The organism is Pseudomonas sp. HP_08, assembly GCF_055284095.1.
Genome location: NZ_JBTOQC010000034.1, coordinates 322,466 through 340,738, shown reverse-complemented (window position 1 = coordinate 340,738; position 18,273 = coordinate 322,466). Strand labels below are relative to the sequence as shown.

Here is an 18,273-nt window from a genome sequence, read left to right as displayed (position 1 = left end):
TCCACACCATCGAGGCCAAATTATCTCCAACAGAAACGCCCTACAGACCGTCCTACAAAACTGAAATATGTAGTCCCTTTCCTAAGAACCCACCCCAAGAGTCCTACAGCAAAAGATGCCAAGCACACTTGCACTTTTAACTTCCCTCACTTTTGCCAGGAAACCATGACTTTTCTACAGGCACCCTATTGACACAGCAGAACCATTGCTATTACTTGATTAGCAGATGAGAGCCAAAGCCCCTCATCATCTACAGAAGAAGTACTTTAAAGTCGAAGCCTTATTCGATGACGTATTCTTTTGAGCCTTAAAAATCTCAAACATCAGGAAATAACAATGAAATATCTTCAGACTGAAAAAATTGCTCGCCGCCCTCGAGAAAAAAAACAAAGTAACTACATCCCCCCTGCTGTTCCGGCGGCTGATGAAACTGATGGCCTGATCAAGACCATTGACCTTGAAACAGATGTCAGTGTGGACTTCCCTCTCTGGACAGGCGCCAAACCCAATGACCGCTATCAGTTGAGCCTGAACAACGTGCTGGTTGGGATCGAGGAGTTCTTTGAAACCGTCCCTCCTGTCGGCACTCTCTTACGAATGTCCATCCCCGTTAGCACCGAACTAAAAGAGGATGGGGTTTATGAGCTTCGCTACGTTGTGACCGGTTTCCCCAGCGGCATCGCCGATCCGTCACTACCCACAACTATTGTGGTAGACCGAACCCCGCCAGGATCGCATCAACTGGGGTATATGGACTTTCCTGAACAAGCCAAGGACGGCCTGACTGCTGATGAATTGCGTAGCATGGGTGACGTACTGACTGGCCGAATTTTCGGTTACTCCGGACTGCAAAAGGGAGATATCATCAATACTTATTGGGGCAGTGTAGCCGGGCCTGAAATCGTACTTAGCGGCGAAGAAGACGAAGATCAATCCATTGACGTCGCCTTTACCAAAGCTTTCCTGACCAGCCTGCCCAGCCCGACGGGCGCCACTTACTACACCGTGACCGATCGGGCTGGTAATATTTCTGTCGATTCCGGAAAAGTGACCATTCCGCTGTTTCTGACCGAAATCACTCCCGACCTGCCTCCACCGGTGATCGACAATTACGATGGTCTCATTGACCATGCCGACGCCCGTGCTGGTGTAGAAGTCAAGATTCCTGCCTCTGATCTAGTAATGGAAGGTGATCAGATTCTGCTGTATTGGGGAACAGAATACCTCGGCCCTGTACCCGTAGTGCCGGAAGACCTGGAAGAACCCTTCATTCTGATTTTCGATATACCGTACGCCACTATTGAAGCGGCCAGAGACGGCATTCGCCAACTCAAGTATGAAGTTATTCGAAGCGGCCAGACCATAGGCATTTCCAGTGATCTTGAAGTCAATGTCCGTATTGAGTTCCCTGTGCCCGGCACTCCAGACAAACCCACTATTCGAGGCGGCAGCAGTACCCCCAGCAATGAAGACAATTTTATCGATGAAAATGACTTCGAGCTCAACGCAACGATCCTGATCAATTGGAATCCCGCATTTAAAGCGGCTCAGATTATCACCATTTATTGGGGTGGCGCAGAAATCCTGGAGCAACCCTACATCATCACAAACACCGACGTTGTTGCGGGTCGCCCATTGCTGTTGACCGTATTGAACAGCCGCTTCAAACCAGTGGGCACGGGTAATGATATTCGGGTTTACTACACCGTAACTGCCGACGAAAACCCGAACACATCCACCTCTTTTGAGCAGGGTATTATTGTTCAATCCAAGGATGAGCTGCCAGGCGGACCTGAGGGACCTGATGCCCCGGAGTTCACGTCACTTAATGAATACGGAGCCATTGACCGTATAGGCAGCGCTACGGGCGCTACTGTTTTCATCAAACCCTATATCAACATCAATGAGGGCCAAGTCATTGTCTTCACCTATGAGGCCTATGACCAATTAGTGGGAGGCGATAAAAAATTCGAATGGTCCCACACATCAGCAATACTTACTCAGAACGAAGTAGAAAATGGTTACCACCTCACCGTCCCGGTTACCACTTTGAAAAGGCATTGCTACGGCCATGTAGAGGCAACCTTCCAGGTTCAAAGCGATAAAGGACAGGGTAATTCCAAGCGCACGAGCGTATTTATTGATATGCGCTTCGAAAGCGTTTGCCGTCTCTAAACCTTCAAGAGAGGTGAGCACGCTTACCTCTCTCTTTTTTAAGGATAGATAAAATGAATAAACTTCCTACTACCTCAATGCTTCCAACGCCGCATATTCTAAGCCATTACCCCGAGGGCATCGGAGATATCGATGTGGCGGACCCTGCAAAACCCCTGGAAGTTCTCATTGGCCCTTTACTTTTAAGCCCACGAGATCGCTTGGACCTCTACTGGGGCGAAAACACTGAAATTATTGACTCCTACATTCACTCCCCAGACGCCCCCGACACCAATGGCGTCTTCTCCCTCTATGTCGATACTCGCTGGCTAAAACCCAGTACACCTGCCGTGCGTTATAACTACACCCCGTTTCCAGGTGGTAATCCTGAACACTCTCCCAGTAAAACCGTCACCGTAAAACTCTCCATCCCCGGTGGCCGCGATCCCGATCCGGGCACCCCGTATGAAAACGAGAAACTGCAACTGCCCGCCGTTAAACCCACGGGTGTCATTACTTCACCCGAAGGCGTTTCTGTCACGGTTCAACCTTACGAGAACATGATCGAAGGCGATCTGCTTTCAGTCTATTGGCAAGGCATCAAGATCGCATTGCCGCCTTTGCTGGCCGATCAGGCGGGCCGTCCGGTCGTGGTCGATATTCCAAGGGATACCGTGATTGAAGCCGGGGACTCGGAAAATATCGTGGTGCGTTATGACATTCGCGACGTGGTCAGTAACTGGTCGCGGTTTTCATTCCCTGCCTACGTTGAGGTGGAGGCCGGTAACTCGACCCTTCCGGCGCCCATTGCGCCACAAGCACCGAATATGGAGCTGGATCTGGACAAGTTGTCCGGCGCCGACGTGCAGACTCTGGTGCTGTCGAACCCTGATATCGCGATTGGCGACACGATCAACTTTATTGCCGAACGCAATACCGCCGAGGGGATCGCGCTGGAGCCCTATACGGCCTCGAAGGTCGTCAACATTCCAGGCAGTTTCGTCGAGTTTCTGATCCCCAACGAGCAGTTCCAGCCGATCGCTCAAGGCCGCGCGCGCTTCAAATACATCGTCAGCAAGGTCTCGGGCGTTCAACTGCGCTCCAAAAGCCTGTCGCTGACTATCCTTGGCGAGTTTCAGGAACTGGCGCTGCCGATTGTGCCAGCGGCGGTCAATGGTTTGCTCGACCCTACCTTGCAGAATGTGCAGGTTCAGGTGCCCGCGTATTACTTCATGGCGGACGGGCATGAGGTTACGCTGGCGTGGATGGGCAAGACGGCCAACGGCGCCAATGTCATGCATGAGGAGGTCAAGAATCTCACCCATGGTGATGTCGGCAAGACGCTTCAATTTCTTGTTCCCGATGAAAAAGTCATTGCACTGGCGGGCGGTACTCTGGAGGTTTACTACACGGTAACCACCTTTGCGAAGGACTTCTTCAAGTCGCCGGTGCTGCCGTTGCTGGTCGACACCAACAGCAACGATCCACTGCCGGGCCCACTGGTGGACAACGTCAACGAAGACGGCGTACTGGACCCTGAAAACGTGGTGCTTGAAGCTGTCGTCCGGGTGTTGCCTTACCCTGCCATGGCCACGGGTGACAAGGTCACGCTGCACTGGGACGGACGTACTGCGCAGGGCTCTTACAGCACCTACACGGTGATCAATAGCGGCACGGTCAATAAAGAGGTGATTTTCAGGGTGCCCCGCAGCTACGTGGTGGCCAATATCAATGGCACCGTCGAGGTCTGGTATGACGTGCAAAAAGGTGGTCGTACCCAGGCCTCCATCAAACGGATCATCACTGTCCGGGAAAGCACTCTTGCGCCGCTCCCCACCCCAACCGTAAAGGAAGCTCAGGGCGACACACTCGATCCCGCACACGCCACCGCCGGAGCAACAGTGCGCATCGAGGCGCTCGCCCAACTCCGTGCAGGCGATCGCGTCACCGTCCAGTGGCAGGGCCCCAGAGGCAGTGATAACCAAGAGAAAACCATTACCGAAGCCGAGGCCGGCCAGGCACTGGAGCTGGTCTTTGCCTATGCGCTGGTCATCGCCAATGCCGGCGAAACGGTGGCGATTGCCTATACCGTCAACCGGGCCAACGGGCAGGTACAGACCTCCGATACCTTGGACCTGAAAATCCAGATCGGGCTGGACAACCTGCCAACACCGAGCATGGACACCGTCGGCGTCGACGGCGTGTTGGTGCCTTCGCGGATTCCCGAATCCGGTGCCACGGTACGGGTTCGTTATACCGGCATGAGCCGTGAAGACCGTGTGCTCGTGAGCTGGCGGGGTGCGTCGGACCATGACACGGCCGATCAGACCGTGGGTGCCGGCGGCGAGTTGCTGTTCCGCGTGCCCAAGGCCTTTATCGTGGCAAGCAGCGGTCGTTCGGCCACCGTGTTCTACACCGTCTTTCGTGCAGGCCAGCAGGCCGATTCTGCGCCGTTGTGGTTGTCGGTGTATCAGGGGCTGATTCTGGACACCACGCCGGTCACCCTGGCTGGCAAGGTGTATCTGCTGCCGGGCTCTCCCGATCTGCTGCCGTCCCTGCCTGCCGATACCTCGGTGCAGCGCATCGCCCGCGGCGGTCAGGCGCCTTATACCTACAGTTCCAGTAACACGCTGGTGGCCAAGGTCGATGGCAACGGGCTGGTCACGGTGCGAGGCAAGGGCACGGCCAGTATCAAGGTCAGCGACAACCTGGGTGAAAGCCTGAGCTATACCGTCGACGTCACCGGCGTAATCCATTGCCTGGGGCTGGGCAGCGGCAGTTTCACCACGATTTCGAACGCTGCGGCTCAACAGGGCGCTCATCTGTGTTCGCTGGATGAACTGCGCGAGATTCACGCCGCGTACGGCGATCGCTGGCCGATGGGCAACGCCTATTACTGGTCCTCGACCCTGGCCATGACCAATCTTGTGGGCTGGAAATGGTACTTCGTGAAAAACCTGGTCACCGGCGGGGAAAACAAGCTGCTGCATCACAACGCCAACCTTGGCGTCGCGATTCGCTAGTCACCCCATGATTGCGGGCGCTGCCGACAGGGCAGCGTCCTTTATCCCTATCCACTGCCGCTCAAGATCCAAGCCATGTCCAATCTCGCGCCTGACTCCGGCCACTGTGGCTATGTACCTTGCCATCACGATTATTTCCAGGCCTGCGTCAACGGCCAGTCCTTGCAGGTCAGCACGTTGCTGGGGCGGCTGATAATGCGTGCGCAACGATTACCCGCCAGTGACCTGTGGGTCTGGAAAATCATTGCCGACGGCAAGGTCGGCCAGCGGCGCACCAGTATCGGCCTGTTCTTTGATCGGGATCTGCAGCCGGGCACTTACCCGCTGGTGGGTAATCCGCAGATCAAGGTGGTGTATAGCGAGTCGCCGCACTGGCACAGCGTCATTTACCATTCGGCGCATTTGCAAAGTGGCGCCCTGACCCTGCTGGCGGTCGATCAACAACGCCAGCAGGTGCAAGGCCGCTTCGATTTCGGCATTTCAGCCATGGATTTCGAGGTCACTCAAGGCCACTTTGCGGTGCATTGCTCGTGACCCGGCTCAGTCCTGCAAAAAGGCACCGATCCGGACAGCCGCCTGCGCCAGGCATTGCGCATGATTCAGGCCTGAAGCTTTCAAGGGCTTGAGGTCATGGTCGGCGGTGGACAGCCAGTGCAGCTGGATAGCGGGCGACAGCGTGTAGCTGTTTACGGTGTCGCGATTGCCCAGCGCATCGCGCTCGCCCTGCACGATCAGCGTGCGCGTCTGCAAATCGGCCAGGTGCGCCACACGGGGCTTTTCCGGTTTGCCGGCGGCATAGAACGGATAACCCAGGCACACCAGCGCGTCGGCCTGCAACTCATCGGCCAACAGGCTGGCCATGCGCCCGCCCATGGATTTGCCGCCTACGGCCAACCGCCCGGCGACATGAGGTCGCACCTGGGTATACACCTGCCGCCAGTGTTCCAGTAATTGAGGCTGGGGATTGGGCGGGCGCTTGCTGGCACCGGTGCGCCGCTGGGCCATGTAGGGAAACTCGAAACGCAGCACATTGACGCCTTGCTGCGCCAGCAAGGCTGCCATGTCGTTCATGAACCCGCTGTCCATGGGCGCGCCGGCACCGTGCGCCAGGATCAATGTCACCGGCGCCTGGGCGTCCTGCACGACGGCGTCGGTCCACAGCCAGCCGTTGTCTTCGATTACGGCTTTTAGCCCGTTGCTCATGTGTGCCTCATTGCTATCTGTGATCGGCCAGTTTGCCATAAGGCCTTGGGCCTGGCGCGAGGCTGCAGCGCCTCTTCGCTTCCCTCACCCGGCGTTCGGCATTAAGCTTGCGCGCGGCCGACTTGCACCGTTGATGCAGATTCAGGAAATTTTCCAGCCTCCCACTCGTACAGTATCGGTACGGCCCGATCCTTTCAGGAGCCTTGACCCCGGCAATGAGTACAGCAATCAGCCCGACTGCCTACAACTACAAGGTGGTCCGCCAGTTCGTCATCATGACGGTGGTCTGGGGGATCGTGGGCATGGGGCTTGGCGTGTTCATCGCCTCCCAACTGGTCTGGCCGGAACTGAACTTTGGCCTGGAATGGACCACATTCGGCCGCCTGCGTCCGCTGCACACCAACCTGGTGATCTTCGCCTTCGGTGGATGCGCGTTAATGGCCACCTCGTATTACGTGGTGCAACGCACCTGCCAGGTACGGCTGTTCTCCGACCGGCTGGCGGCCTTCACGTTCTGGGGCTGGCAAGCGGTCATCGTTGCCGCCCTCGTCAGCCTGCCCATGGGCTACACCACCACCAAGGAATACGCCGAGCTGGAATGGCCCATCGCAATCTGGCTGGCCATCGTCTGGGTCGCTTATGCAACGGTGTTCTTCGGCACCCTGGCGCGGCGGCGCACCTCGCACATTTATGTCGCCAACTGGTTTTACGGTGCGTTCATTCTGGTCACCGGCATGCTGCATGTGGTCAATCACCTGGCGATACCGGTCAGCCTGTTCAAGTCCTATTCGATCTACGCCGGCGCCACCGATGCCATGGTGCAGTGGTGGTACGGCCACAACGCCGTGGGCTTTTTCCTGACCACCGGCTTTCTCGGCATGATGTATTACTTCGTGCCCAAGCAGGCCGAGCGTCCGGTGTACTCCTATCGGCTGTCGATCGTGCATTTCTGGGCGCTGATCACCTTGTACATCTGGGCCGGCCCGCACCACTTGCACTACACCGCGCTGCCGGACTGGGCGCAGTCGCTGGGCATGGTGATGTCGATCATCCTGCTGGTGCCCAGCTGGGGCGGCATGATCAACGGCATGATGACCCTCTCCGGCGCCTGGCATAAATTGCGCAGCGACCCGATCCTGCGCTTTCTGGTAGTAGCGCTGGCGTTCTACGGCATGTCGACCTTCGAAGGGCCGATGATGGCGATCAAGACAGTCAATGCCTTGTCGCACTACACCGACTGGACCATCGGCCACGTGCATGCCGGCGCCCTGGGCTGGGTGGCGATGATCACCATCGGCTCGACCTATCACATGATCCCGCCGCTGTTTGGCCGCAAGGCGATGCACAGTGTGACGCTGATCCATGCGCACTTCTGGCTGGCGACCGTCGGTACGGTGCTGTATATCGCCGCCATGTGGGTCAACGGTCTCACTCAAGGCTTGATGTGGCGGGCGGTGGATGCCGACGGCACCCTCACTTACACCTTCATAGCCTCCCTGGTGGCCAGCCATCAGGGTTACGTGGTGCGCCTGATCGGCGGCGCGCTGTTTGCCAGCGGCATGCTGCTGATGGCCTGGAACACCTGGCGCACGATCCGCAGCGGCGATCCTCTGGCGGCCGAGCAGGCGGCGCACATCGGCGTGACAGGGGCTCATCGATGAGGCATGAAATCGTAGAGAAAAACATCGGCCTGCTGACCCTGTTGATGGTCATAGCGGTGAGCATCGGCGGCCTGACCCAGATCGTGCCGCTGTTTTTCCAGGACGTGACCAACACCCCGGTCGAAGGCATGAAGCCCTACACCGCCCTGCAACTTGAGGGCCGCGATGTGTACATCGCCAATGGCTGCGTGGGTTGCCACTCGCAGATGATCCGTCCGTTTCGCGCCGAAACCGAGCGCTACGGCCATTATTCGGTGGCCGGTGAAAGCGTCTGGGATCACCCGTTCCTGTGGGGTTCCAAACGGACCGGCCCGGACCTGGCGCGGATTGGCGCACGCTATCCGGATGAATGGCACCGTATTCACCTGATCAACCCTCGCGACCTGGTGCCCGAATCGAAGATGCCGGCCTACCCCTTCCTGGCCCATAAAGCCGTCGACGCCAGCCAGACCCCGATCAAGATGCAAGCGATGCGCAGCCTGGGCGTGCCGTACACCGATGCCGACATTGCCGGTGCCACAAAGGCTGTGCAAGGCAAGACCGAACTGGATGCGCTAGTGGCTTACCTGCAAGGCCTGGGCGTGCATATAAAGAGCAAACGGTGACCGGCATGGATATCGGAACGATTCGCGGTCTGGGCACGCTGGTGGTACTGCTGGCCTTTGTCGGCCTGGCGCTGTGGGTGTTCAGCCCACGTCGCAAGCAGGCCTTCGACGAGGCAACGCTGTTGCCGTTCGCCGATGAGCCGCCGAGCACTGAAACGCCAGAAAGCCTGCGGAAACCCGACGCATGAGCAGTGGCTGGAGCCTGTACATCACTGTTCTGACCCTCGGCACCCTGGCGGGCCTGACCTGGCTGTTGCTGGCCACCCGCAAGGGCGAGCGCAAGGAGCCCGGCGAGCAAACCACAGGCCATGTTTATGACGGCATCGAGGAGTACGACAACCCGCTGCCGGGCTGGTGGTTCAAGCTGTTCATCGCCACCATCGTGTTCTCACTGGGCTACCTGCTGCTATACCCGGGGCTGGGCAACTGGCGCGGTCTGTTGCCGGGCTACGAGTATGTTGACGCCGATAACCAGACGCGCTTTGCCGATGGGCAACAAGGCTGGACCGGCGTCCACGAATGGGAAAAAGAGATGGCCCGCGCCAACGCGCAATACGCGCCGACCTTCGCCCGCTTTGCCGCCATGCCCGTCGAGGCGGTGGCCAAAGATCCCGAAGCCTTGCAAATGGGCGCCCGGCTGTTCGCCTCCAACTGTTCGGTGTGCCATGGCTCGGACGCCAAGGGCGCCTACGGCTTTCCGAACCTGACCGACGAGCACTGGCGCTGGGGCGGCGATGCGCAGTCGATCAAGACCAGCATTCTCAATGGCCGTCACGCCATGATGCCGGCCTGGGGACCGATTCTGGGCGAGCAAGGCGTCAACGACGTGGCCGCCTGGCTGCTGACCCGCCTCGACCGACCGCTGCCCGAAGGCATCAAGGTCGACCCGGCCAACGGACAGAAACTCTATTCCACCACCTGCATCGCCTGTCACGGCCTCGAAGGCAAAGGCAATCCGCTGCTGGGCGCACCCGACCTGACCCACCCCGGCGCCTATATCTACGGCACCGGTTTTGCGCAATTGCAGGACAGTATCGCCAAGGGCCGCATGGGCCAGATGCCGGCGCAAAAAGCCCTGCAGGGCGATGATCGGGTGCATGTGCTGGCGGGCTATATCTACAGTTTGTCGCGTCAGGAAAAGCCGGTTGAGCCTCAATGACAGATAGTAGTAACATTGCTACATACCTATTCAAGGAAGGCGCAATCCATGACGACGATCATTTCCAGTCGCGAATTCAATCAGGACACCAGTGGCGCCAAGAAATCGGCCATTGAGGGCCCGGTATTCATCACCGACCGCGGCCGCCCCAGCCATGTGTTGCTCAGCATCGAGGCCTACGAGCGCCTGACCGGTAGCGCACCGGACATCGTGCAAATGCTGCGCATGCCGGTCGAGATCGAATTCGAGCCACAACGCGCGGCGATCGCGTCACGTCCTGTGGACCTTTGCTGATGTATTTGCTCGACACCAATGTCATCTCCGAACTGCGCAAACCCAGAGCCGATGCACATGTCATGCACTGGGCAAGCACCCAGGCACCGGCCAGCCTGTTTATTTCGGCCATCACGGTCATGGAACTGGAGACCGGCGTTCTGCGTATCGAACGCCGAGACCCCAGCCAGGCCCGACAGCTCAGGTATTGGCTGGAGAATCAGGTCCTGGCCGCGTTCAACGGCCGTATTCTGGCCATCGACACCGCGGTTGCAAGGCGTTGCGCGCAACTGCATGTGCCCGATCCACGCAGCGAATGCGATGCAATGATCGCGGCCACGGCGCTGGTGCACGGCTTGACAGTGGTCACGCGCAACGTCGCCGATTTCCAGCACGCTGAAGTGCCCCTGCTTAACCCTTGGGTCAGCCAGTTGAATGAAGATCGAGCCCGCTATTCGTCTCTCTGACGTGGGCATTTATCGGGCATGTCAGGCTGCGTGACCAACTGTCGCAGGTTCACCCATAAGGCCGGGCGTATCATCGCTGGCGGGAACAGCTACTTATTGCCCAGGCACGGCCTGGCATTTTCGAACTGCCGCAGGACGTTGCGATGAGCCGTCGGATACCGCTACACGACATCACGCCGCCAGCCGAACCAGGCCCTGGCAGCGTCGACCTGTATGCGACGCGTGAGAAAATCCATACACGAGCCTTCACCGGTTTTTTTCGCAACGTGCGCATGATCGGCGGTGCGCTGCTGTTGCTGATTTATTTCGGCACCGTATGGCTGGGCTGGAACGGCCGCCAGGCGGTGTGGTGGAACCTGCCGGAGCGCAAGTTCTATATCTTCGGCTCAACCTTCTGGCCGCAGGATTTCATCTTGCTGTCGGGCATCCTGATCGTCGCCGCCTTCGGGCTGTTCTTCATTACCGTGTACGCCGGGCGCGTGTGGTGCGGTTATACCTGCCCGCAAAGCGTATGGACGTGGATGTTCATGTGGTGCGAAAAAATCACCGAAGGCGACCGTAATCAGCGCATCAAGCTCGACCAGGCGCCGATGGGGGCCGGCAAGCTGTTGCGCAAGACGGCCAAACACAGCCTGTGGCTGTTGATCGGCCTGCTGACCGGGATCACCTTCGTCGGCTATTTTTCACCCATCCGCGAGCTGGGTATCGAGTTGCTGAACGGCCAGGCCGATGGCTGGGCGTACTTCTGGGTCGGCTTCTTTACCTTGGCCACCTACGCCAACGCCGGCTGGCTGCGTGAGCAGGTCTGCGTGTACATGTGCCCGTATGCGCGCTTTCAGAGCGTGATGTTCGACAAGGACACACTGATCGTCTCCTACGACCCGCGCCGTGGTGAACAACGCGGGCCGCGCCGCAAGGATGCCGATCCCAAGGCTCAAGGACTGGGCGACTGCATCGACTGCACCCTGTGCGTGCAGGTGTGCCCGACCGGCATCGACATTCGCGACGGCCTGCAAATCGAATGCATCGGTTGCGCGGCGTGCATCGACGCCTGCGACACGGTGATGGACAAGATGGACTACCCGTGCGGCCTGATCAGCTATACCACCGAACACAACCTGGCCGGCCAGACTACCCGGACCTTGCGCCCTCGCTTGATCGGCTATGCCGCCGTGCTGGTGCTGATGATCGGCGTACTGGCCTGCGCTTTTCTGCTGCGCCCGCTGACCGGCCTTGAGGTCAACAAGGACCGCATGCTGTTTCGCGAAAATACCCAGGGGCATATCGAAAACGTTTACAGCCTCAAGGTGCTCAACAAGGATCAGATTGCCCACACCTACCTGCTGAGCGCCAGCGGCCTGCCCGACCTGCGCCTGCAAGGCCCGCAGGAAATCCACGTGCCGGGTGGCGCCAGCCTGACCCTGCCGATAGGACTGTCCAGCGCGCCCGCTACATTGCCTTCGAGCAGCAACGAGGTGACCTTTATTCTTCAGGACATCGATAATCGCGACCTTCGGATCGAAGCCCGCAGCCGCTTTACCGGCCCACAGGTCCGTCAATAAGGATGCCCGCATGAGTGCTTCTGCCTGGTACCGGCATCGCTGGCCGTGGTTCATCATCGCCTTGCTGGGCTGTTCGGTGATCCTGAGCCTGAGCCTGGTGACGATTGCCGTGAACAATCCGGTCAATCTGGTCAGCGACAACTATTACGAGGCCGGCAAGGGCATCAATCGCTCGCTGGACCGTGAGCTGCTTGCCCGCCGGTTGAACCTGCATGCACGCCTGCAACTGGACGACCTGACCGGCGAGGTCGACCTGCGCCTGAGTGGCGACAGCCTGCCACCCACGCTTGAACTGAACCTGCTGTCACCGACCCAGCCGGACAAGGACCGGCGCCTGCTGCTCAACCGCAGCGCCAGCGACACGGGCCGTTATGTCGGTCATCTCGAGGAGCCCATTGCAGGCCGGCGCTTTGTCGAAGTGCTCGGCCAGGAACAGCGGCAGACCTGGCGCTTGTTCGAAGAAGAGGTTCTGGATCAGGGTCAGACGCTGGTATTGGGCGACGAGCCGTTACAGGCGGCACAGGATCCCAAGCCTTGAGGCCGACAGCGATTGCCTGTTACCACTGCGCCCTGCCCGTGCCAGCGGACAATCGCTTTACGGCGCTGGTGTTCGGTGAGGCGCGGTCGTTCTGCTGCCCCGGTTGTCAGGCGGTGGCCGAAACCATCGTCGCCAGCGGGCTGGAACACTACTACCGGCATCGCAGTGCAGCGGCCAGTAATCCGCAGGACTTGCCCGCCCCGTTAGCCGACGAGTTGCAGCTTTATGACCGGCCCGAGGTGCAGCAGGGTTTCGTGCGTCAGGACGGGCCACTCAGCGAAACCACGCTGCTGATCGAAGGCATCAGTTGCGCCGCCTGTGGCTGGCTGATCGAACGCCAGTTGCGCGCGCTGCCGCACATGGCCGAGGCGCGCCTGAACCTGTCGACCCATCGCTTGCACCTGCGCTGGCAGGCCGGGCCATTACCGTTGAGCCAGATCATCGAGCGGTTGCGGCGCATCGGCTATGTCGCCCATCCGTGGCAGCCCGACCCTGCCTGCGAACAACTGGCCCAGGAAAACCGCCAGGCACTGCGGCGCCTGGGCGTGGCCGGGCTGCTGTGGTTTCAGGCGATGATGGCGACCATGGCCACCTGGCCGGAATTCAACAGCGACCTGAGCCCCGAGCTGCACACCATCCTGCGTTGGGTGGCGATGTTTCTGACCACGCCCATCGTTTTCTACAGTTGCGCGCCGTTGTTTCGCGGCGCATTGCGTGACCTGCGCCACCGGCAACTGAGCATGGACGTGTCGGTGTCGCTGGCCATCGGCGCCGCTTATGGCGCCGGCATCTGGACGGCGGTAACCGGTCACGGCGAGTTGTATTTCGATGCCGTGGGCATGTTTGCGCTGCTGCTGCTCAGCGGGCGTTATCTGGAACGCCGCGCCCGGCAGCGCACGGCGGTGGCGACCCACCGGCTGATCAAGCTGTTGCCGGCGTCCTGCCTGCGCCTGAACGCGCAAGGTCAGCAGCAACGCATCCTGCTCAGTGAGCTGCGCCTGAACGACCAGGTCCTGGTGCTGCCCGGCGCCATCGTGCCTGCCGACGGGCACATTGTCAGCGGCCACTCCAGCCTCGACGAGTCGCTGCTGACTGGCGAATACCTGCCCCAATCGCGTGGGCCAGGCGCGGCGGTAACCGCCGGCACCCTGAATGTCGACAGCCCGCTGACCGTGCAGGTGCAGGCTTTGGGCGGCGACACCCGGCTGTCAGCCATCGTGCGCCTGCTGGAACGGGCGCAGACCGAAAAGCCGCGCCTGGCCCGGCTGGCCGACCGCGCCGCGCAGCATTTTCTGCTGGTGTCGCTGATTGCCACCGTGGTCATCGGCGCGCTCTGGTGGCAGCTCGATGCCAGCCGCGCGTTCTGGATCGTGCTGGCCATGCTGGTCGCCACCTGCCCGTGCGCCTTGTCGCTGGCGACCCCGACGGCATTGACCGCCGCCACCGGCAGCCTGCACAACCTCGGCCTGCTGCTGACACGCGGCCATGTGCTTGAAGGTCTGGAGCAGATCGACACGGTGATCTTCGACAAGACCGGCACCCTCACCGAAGGCCGCCTGCAATTGCGCCGTATCCTGCCGCTGGCCGGGCTGGATGTCGACGCTTGCCTGGCCCTCGCTGCGGCGCTGGAAAACCGCTCCGAGCATCCCATCGCCCGCGCCTTCGGGCGGGCGCCACGGCCTGCCGAACACGTCGAGAACTGTCCCGGCCTTGGCTTGCAAGGCAGCCTCGACGGCCAGCACCTGCGCATCGGCCAGCCGGGTTTTGTCTGCGCCCTGAGTGCCAGCCCGCTGCTCGAACCACCGGAGCCCGACGGGCAATGGCTGTTGTTGGGCGACGAAAGCGGGCCTCTGGCCTGGCTGGTGCTCGATGACCGCTTGCGCAGCGATGCCCATGCCTTGCTCGACGCCTGCCGGGCGCGCGGCTGGAAAACCTTGCTGTTGTCTGGCGACAGCTCACCGATGGTGGCCCAGGTCGCTGCCGAACTGGGCATCGACCAGGCCCATGGCGGCCTGCGCCCGGACGATAAGCTGGCGATGCTGCAACGCTTGCATCAAGACGGCCACAAGGTGCTGATGCTTGGCGATGGCGTCAACGATGTACCGGTGCTGGCGGCTGCCGATATCAGCGTGGCCATGGGCTCGGCCACTGACCTGGCCAAGACCAGCGCCGATGCGGTGCTGATGTCCAATCGTCTGCAAACCCTTGTCGACGCGCTGGCACTGGCCCGGCGCACACGCCGGGTTATCCTGCAAAACCTGCTGTGGGCGGGGCTCTACAATGGCCTGATGCTGCCCTTCGCGGCCCTGGGCTGGATCACGCCGGTGTGGGCGGCAATCGGCATGTCGGTCAGTTCGCTGGCCGTGGTACTCAATGCGCTGCGGCTGAGCCGTGTACCCTCTGAACCCCCGACGCTGACGGAGCCGACATGCCTGCGCTCTACATCATGATTCCAGCGGCGCTGTTGCTGGTGGCCGTGGCCGTTTATGTCTTCTTCTGGGCCGTCGACAGCGGCCAGTACGACGACCTCGAAAGCCCGGCGCACAGCATTCTGTTCGACGATCAGGACCCAGGCCACCAGGCGGCCCTGCAAGAATCGTCCACGCCCAAAGACCAGGACAGCGACAAACATGCCTGAGATCGTTGCCCTGCTTGGCTCTGCGGCGATGTTCGGCCTGCTCGGCGGCGGGCATTGCGTCGGCATGTGTGGCGGATTGATGGGGGCCTTGAGCCTGGGCATCAAAAACCCGCAACACCGCGGGCGCCTGCTGCTGGCCTACAACCTGGGGCGCATCGCCAGCTATGCCGTGGCCGGCCTGCTCACCGGCCTGCTCGGCCATGCCGTGGCCAATGGTCCGGGCGCTATCGTGCTGCGGGTCATTGCCGCCCTGCTGCTGATCGCCATGGGCCTGTACCTGGCCGGCTGGTGGAACGGCCTGACCCACATCGAACGCCTCGGCCGCGGCCTGTGGCGGCATGTGCAACCGCTGGCCGCGCGCCTGCTGCCGATCACCAGCCTGCCGCGCGCCCTGCTGGTCGGCGCGCTCTGGGGCTGGCTGCCTTGCGGGCTGGTCTACAGCATCCTGCTGTGGGCCGCCATTCAGGGCAACGCCCTGACCAGCGCGGCGTTGATGCTGGCCTTCGGCCTGGGCACGCTGCCGGTGCTGCTGCTGACGGGCCTGGCCGCCGAACGCACACGCGCCCTGCTGCGCAAGCGGGGCTTGCGGATGGCTGGCGGTCTGCTGGTGATGCTGTTTGGGGTGTGGAGCCTGCCAGGGCCGCATCAACGGTGGTTGATGGGGCATTGATGCATATCAACAAGCCTCGTCGAGCCGTCACCTACACTCGGGCATCGCCAGCTTCTCCAGGGGAATGCCCGCATGCTCGATGCCATTCGTTGGGATTCTGACCTGATCCGTCGTTACGATCTGGCAGGACCCCGTTACACCTCCTACCCCACGGCCGTGCAGTTCAGCACCCAGACCGGCGCTTTCGATCTGTTGCATGCGCTGCGCGACAGCCGCAAGGCACACCGGCCGTTGTCGCTGTATGTGCACATCCCGTTCTGCGCCAACATTTGTTACTACTGCGCCTGCAACAAGGTCATCACCAAGGATCGCAGCCGGGCGCAGGCGTACCTGCAACGTCTGAAGCACGAGATTCAGATGCTTGGCTGTCACCTGGCGCCGGATCAGGTGGTCGAGCAGTTGCACTTTGGCGGGGGCACGCCGACGTTTCTCAACCATGACGAGCTGCGCCAGCTGATGACCACGTTGCGGGCCAATTTCACGCTGCTCGATGACGATTCAGGCGATTACGGCATCGAGATCGATCCGCGTGAGGCCGACTGGTCGTCCATGGGGCTGCTGCGCGAGCTGGGCTTCAACCGGGTCAGCCTCGGCGTGCAGGATCTCGACCCGGCCGTGCAGCGTGCGGTCAATCGCCTGCAAAGCCTGGAGCAGACCCGCGCCATCGTCGAGGCGGCGCGCACCTTGCAATTTCGCTCGGTCAATATCGACCTGATCTACGGCCTGCCCTTGCAGACGCCGCAAGGCTTTGCGCGCACGGTGGACGAAATGATCGCCTTGCAGCCCGACCGCCTGTCGGTGTTCAACTATGCGCACCTGCCCGAACGTTTCATGCCGCAGCGGCGCATTGAAACCAGTGCCCTGCCCGCGCCGCAACAGAAACTGCACATGCTCGAGGGCACCATCGAGCAACTGACCGGCGCCGGCTATCGCTACATCGGCATGGATCACTTTGCCCTGCCCGACGATGAACTGGCGATTGCCCAGGAAGAAGGCACGCTGCAACGCAATTTCCAGGGTTACACCACCCATGGGCACTGCGACCTGATCGGCCTGGGCGTGTCAGCGATCAGCCAGGTCGGCGATCTGTACTGCCAGAACAGCAACGATCTGAACGACTATCAGACGCTACTGGCCAGCGACCAACTGGCAACCAAGCGCGGGCTGGTGTGCACTGAAGACGACCGCATCCGACGGGCTGTCATTCAGCAATTGATCTGCCATTTCGAGCTGGATTTCAGCCATATCGAGCAAGCGTTCGCGATTGAATTCAGGGGCTACTTCAGCGACGTATGGCCGCAGTTGCTGCAGATGGACGACGACGGCCTGATCGCGCTGAATGACCGGGGAATACAGGTCTTGCCCGCCGGCCGGCTATTGGTGCGGGCGGTGTGCATGCTGTTCGACAGCTACCTGAATCCACAGAATATTCAGCGCTTTTCCAGGGTCATTTGAGATCACCGGGCTACCTACATGACATTTCCTACGCTGGTCGAAGCCACCGCCCCTGAGTTACCCTACATCCTGTGTGTGCTTATCCCACAAGGAATAGAGTGATGTCCGAGCCAGTCAAGTTGCGCTCCCATAATCAGGCTCATTGCAAGGATTGCAGTCTGGCGCCGTTGTGCCTGCCCCTGTCGCTTAACCTGGAAGACATGGACGCGCTGGACCAGATCGTCAAGCGTGGCCGCCCGCTGAAAAAGGGTGAGTTTCTGTTTCGCCAGGGCGATACCTTCGAGTCGGTATACGCCGTACGTTCCGGCGCCTTGAAGACCTTCAATATCAGCGACGGCGGCACCGAACAGCTCACCGGCTTCCACCTGCCCAGCGAACTGGTCGGCATGTCCGGGATGGACGCCGAAGCCTATCCGGTCTCGGCGCAGGCGCTGGAGACCACTTCGGTGTGTGAAATCCCTTTCGAGCGCCTGGACGAGCTGTCGGTGCAATTGCCACAGTTGCGTCGCCAGTTGATGCGGGTCATGAGCCGGGAAATCCGCGATGACCAACAGATGATGCTGTTGCTGTCGAAAAAAACCGCCGACGAGCGTATCGCCACCTTTCTGGTCAACCTGTCGGCCCGCTTCCGGGCACGCGGTTTTTCGGCCAATCATTTCCGCCTGAGCATGTCGCGCAACGAAATCGGCAATCATCTGGGCCTGGCCGTTGAAACGGTGTCGCGGGTGTTTACCCGCTTTCAGCAGAACGAGCTGATTGCCGCTGAAGGCAAGGACATCCAGATCCTTGACCCGATTCAGCTTTGCGCCCTGGCCGGTGGCGCGATGGACAACTGAGACACTGAGATAAAGCTCAAACGTGCGAT

General features: G+C 60.4%; 17 protein-coding genes. 16 read left to right on the top strand and 1 reads right to left on the bottom strand.

The features are described 5' to 3' along the window. The first annotated feature begins 336 nt into the window (after positions 1-336). The 3 genes from ACYAS9_RS23650 to ACYAS9_RS23640 all read left to right on the top strand — a co-directional run bounded on the left by ACYAS9_RS23650 (position 337) and on the right by ACYAS9_RS23640 (position 5,711). Positions 337-2,175, top strand: a complete 1,839-nt coding sequence (locus tag ACYAS9_RS23650) for a hypothetical protein (protein WP_463570798.1) — start codon at positions 337-339, stop codon at positions 2,173-2,175. A 53-nt stretch (positions 2,176-2,228) separates the two neighbouring features. Further along, a complete protein-coding gene (locus ACYAS9_RS23645) occupies positions 2,229-5,177 on the top strand; it encodes an Ig-like domain-containing protein (RefSeq protein WP_463570796.1) in 2,949 nt (982 codons plus the stop codon). A gap of 75 nt (positions 5,178-5,252) precedes the next feature. After that, complete coding sequence (locus tag ACYAS9_RS23640) at positions 5,253-5,711, top strand: hypothetical protein (protein ID WP_463570794.1); 459 nt, start codon at positions 5,253-5,255, stop codon at positions 5,709-5,711. Between the two features lie 6 nt (positions 5,712-5,717). On the opposite strand, the gene ACYAS9_RS23635 is transcribed toward ACYAS9_RS23640, so the two are convergent. Then, positions 5,718-6,380 (bottom strand): alpha/beta family hydrolase, encoded by a 663-nt coding sequence (locus ACYAS9_RS23635; RefSeq protein WP_463570792.1) that lies wholly within the window; start codon positions 6,378-6,380, stop codon positions 5,718-5,720. Between the two features lie 215 nt (positions 6,381-6,595). On the opposite strand from ACYAS9_RS23635, the gene ccoN reads away from it, so the two are divergent. From ccoN to fnr, 13 genes are all read left to right on the top strand, one after another. Beyond that, entirely contained in the window at positions 6,596-8,041 is a 1,446-nt protein-coding gene (ccoN, locus tag ACYAS9_RS23630; protein WP_463570790.1) for a cytochrome-c oxidase, cbb3-type subunit I, read from the top strand. Further along, entirely contained in the window at positions 8,038-8,646 is a 609-nt protein-coding gene (gene ccoO / locus ACYAS9_RS23625; RefSeq protein WP_463570788.1) for a cytochrome-c oxidase, cbb3-type subunit II, read from the top strand. Before ccoN ends, ccoO begins: the two co-directional genes overlap by 4 nt. 5 nt (positions 8,647-8,651) lie before the next feature. Beyond that, the gene (locus ACYAS9_RS23620; protein WP_463570786.1) at positions 8,652-8,834 is read left to right on the top strand and encodes a cbb3-type cytochrome oxidase subunit 3; all 183 of its coding nucleotides are present in this window, start codon (positions 8,652-8,654) and stop codon (positions 8,832-8,834) included. Next, positions 8,831-9,805: a cytochrome-c oxidase, cbb3-type subunit III gene (gene ccoP, locus ACYAS9_RS23615; protein WP_463570785.1), complete on the top strand. Its 975-nt coding sequence runs from the start codon at positions 8,831-8,833 to the stop codon at positions 9,803-9,805. The genes ACYAS9_RS23620 and ccoP overlap by 4 nt, the downstream gene beginning before the upstream one ends. A 48-nt stretch (positions 9,806-9,853) precedes the next feature. After that, positions 9,854-10,099: a type II toxin-antitoxin system Phd/YefM family antitoxin gene (locus ACYAS9_RS23610; protein ID WP_463570784.1), complete on the top strand. Its 246-nt coding sequence runs from the start codon at positions 9,854-9,856 to the stop codon at positions 10,097-10,099. Continuing rightward, positions 10,099-10,545, top strand: coding sequence for a PIN domain-containing protein (locus ACYAS9_RS23605; RefSeq protein ID WP_463570783.1), 447 nt, complete (start codon positions 10,099-10,101; stop codon positions 10,543-10,545). Before ACYAS9_RS23610 ends, ACYAS9_RS23605 begins: the two co-directional genes overlap by 1 nt. Before the next feature lie 143 nt (positions 10,546-10,688). After that, positions 10,689-12,107 carry a cytochrome c oxidase accessory protein CcoG gene (ccoG, locus tag ACYAS9_RS23600; protein WP_463570781.1) on the top strand — a complete coding sequence of 473 codons (1,419 nt, stop codon included), beginning with the start codon at positions 10,689-10,691 and terminating at the stop codon, positions 12,105-12,107. A gap of 10 nt (positions 12,108-12,117) precedes the next feature. Further along, positions 12,118-12,645, top strand: a complete 528-nt coding sequence (locus tag ACYAS9_RS23595) for a FixH family protein (protein ID WP_463570779.1) — start codon at positions 12,118-12,120, stop codon at positions 12,643-12,645. Continuing rightward, positions 12,642-15,095 carry a heavy metal translocating P-type ATPase gene (locus ACYAS9_RS23590; RefSeq protein ID WP_463570777.1) on the top strand — a complete coding sequence of 818 codons (2,454 nt, stop codon included), beginning with the start codon at positions 12,642-12,644 and terminating at the stop codon, positions 15,093-15,095. The genes ACYAS9_RS23595 and ACYAS9_RS23590 overlap by 4 nt, the downstream gene beginning before the upstream one ends. Beyond that, on the top strand, positions 15,074-15,283 hold the full coding sequence (gene ccoS / locus ACYAS9_RS23585; RefSeq protein WP_463570776.1) for a cbb3-type cytochrome oxidase assembly protein CcoS: 210 nt from the start codon (positions 15,074-15,076) through the stop codon (positions 15,281-15,283). The genes ACYAS9_RS23590 and ccoS overlap by 22 nt, the downstream gene beginning before the upstream one ends. Continuing rightward, positions 15,276-15,953, top strand: coding sequence for a sulfite exporter TauE/SafE family protein (locus ACYAS9_RS23580; protein ID WP_463570775.1), 678 nt, complete (start codon positions 15,276-15,278; stop codon positions 15,951-15,953). The genes ccoS and ACYAS9_RS23580 overlap by 8 nt, the downstream gene beginning before the upstream one ends. 72 nt (positions 15,954-16,025) lie before the next feature. Continuing rightward, the gene (gene hemN, locus ACYAS9_RS23575) at positions 16,026-17,408 is read left to right on the top strand and encodes an oxygen-independent coproporphyrinogen III oxidase (RefSeq protein WP_463570774.1); all 1,383 of its coding nucleotides are present in this window, start codon (positions 16,026-16,028) and stop codon (positions 17,406-17,408) included. A 101-nt stretch (positions 17,409-17,509) separates the two neighbouring features. Further along, complete coding sequence (gene fnr, locus ACYAS9_RS23570; protein ID WP_463570773.1) at positions 17,510-18,244, top strand: fumarate/nitrate reduction transcriptional regulator Fnr; 735 nt, start codon at positions 17,510-17,512, stop codon at positions 18,242-18,244. The last annotated feature ends 29 nt before the right edge of the window (positions 18,245-18,273 follow it).

Coding starts and splice junctions, on each gene's coding strand:
- ACYAS9_RS23620 (WP_463570786.1), top strand. CDS start 8,652: ATGGATATCGGAACGATTCGCGGTCTGGGCACGCTGGTGGTACTGCTG.
- ccoS (WP_463570776.1), top strand. CDS start 15,074: ATGCCTGCGCTCTACATCATGATTCCAGCGGCGCTGTTGCTGGTGGCC.
- ccoO (WP_463570788.1), top strand. CDS start 8,038: ATGAGGCATGAAATCGTAGAGAAAAACATCGGCCTGCTGACCCTGTTG.
- ACYAS9_RS23635 (WP_463570792.1), bottom strand. CDS start 6,380: ATGAGCAACGGGCTAAAAGCCGTAATCGAAGACAACGGCTGGCTGTGG.
- ACYAS9_RS23580 (WP_463570775.1), top strand. CDS start 15,276: ATGCCTGAGATCGTTGCCCTGCTTGGCTCTGCGGCGATGTTCGGCCTG.
- ACYAS9_RS23645 (WP_463570796.1), top strand. CDS start 2,229: ATGAATAAACTTCCTACTACCTCAATGCTTCCAACGCCGCATATTCTA.
- ccoN (WP_463570790.1), top strand. CDS start 6,596: ATGAGTACAGCAATCAGCCCGACTGCCTACAACTACAAGGTGGTCCGC.
- hemN (WP_463570774.1), top strand. CDS start 16,026: ATGCTCGATGCCATTCGTTGGGATTCTGACCTGATCCGTCGTTACGAT.
- ACYAS9_RS23610 (WP_463570784.1), top strand. CDS start 9,854: ATGACGACGATCATTTCCAGTCGCGAATTCAATCAGGACACCAGTGGC.
- ccoG (WP_463570781.1), top strand. CDS start 10,689: ATGAGCCGTCGGATACCGCTACACGACATCACGCCGCCAGCCGAACCA.
- ACYAS9_RS23595 (WP_463570779.1), top strand. CDS start 12,118: ATGAGTGCTTCTGCCTGGTACCGGCATCGCTGGCCGTGGTTCATCATC.
- ACYAS9_RS23605 (WP_463570783.1), top strand. CDS start 10,099: ATGTATTTGCTCGACACCAATGTCATCTCCGAACTGCGCAAACCCAGA.
- fnr (WP_463570773.1), top strand. CDS start 17,510: ATGTCCGAGCCAGTCAAGTTGCGCTCCCATAATCAGGCTCATTGCAAG.
- ACYAS9_RS23640 (WP_463570794.1), top strand. CDS start 5,253: ATGTCCAATCTCGCGCCTGACTCCGGCCACTGTGGCTATGTACCTTGC.
- ccoP (WP_463570785.1), top strand. CDS start 8,831: ATGAGCAGTGGCTGGAGCCTGTACATCACTGTTCTGACCCTCGGCACC.
- ACYAS9_RS23650 (WP_463570798.1), top strand. CDS start 337: ATGAAATATCTTCAGACTGAAAAAATTGCTCGCCGCCCTCGAGAAAAA.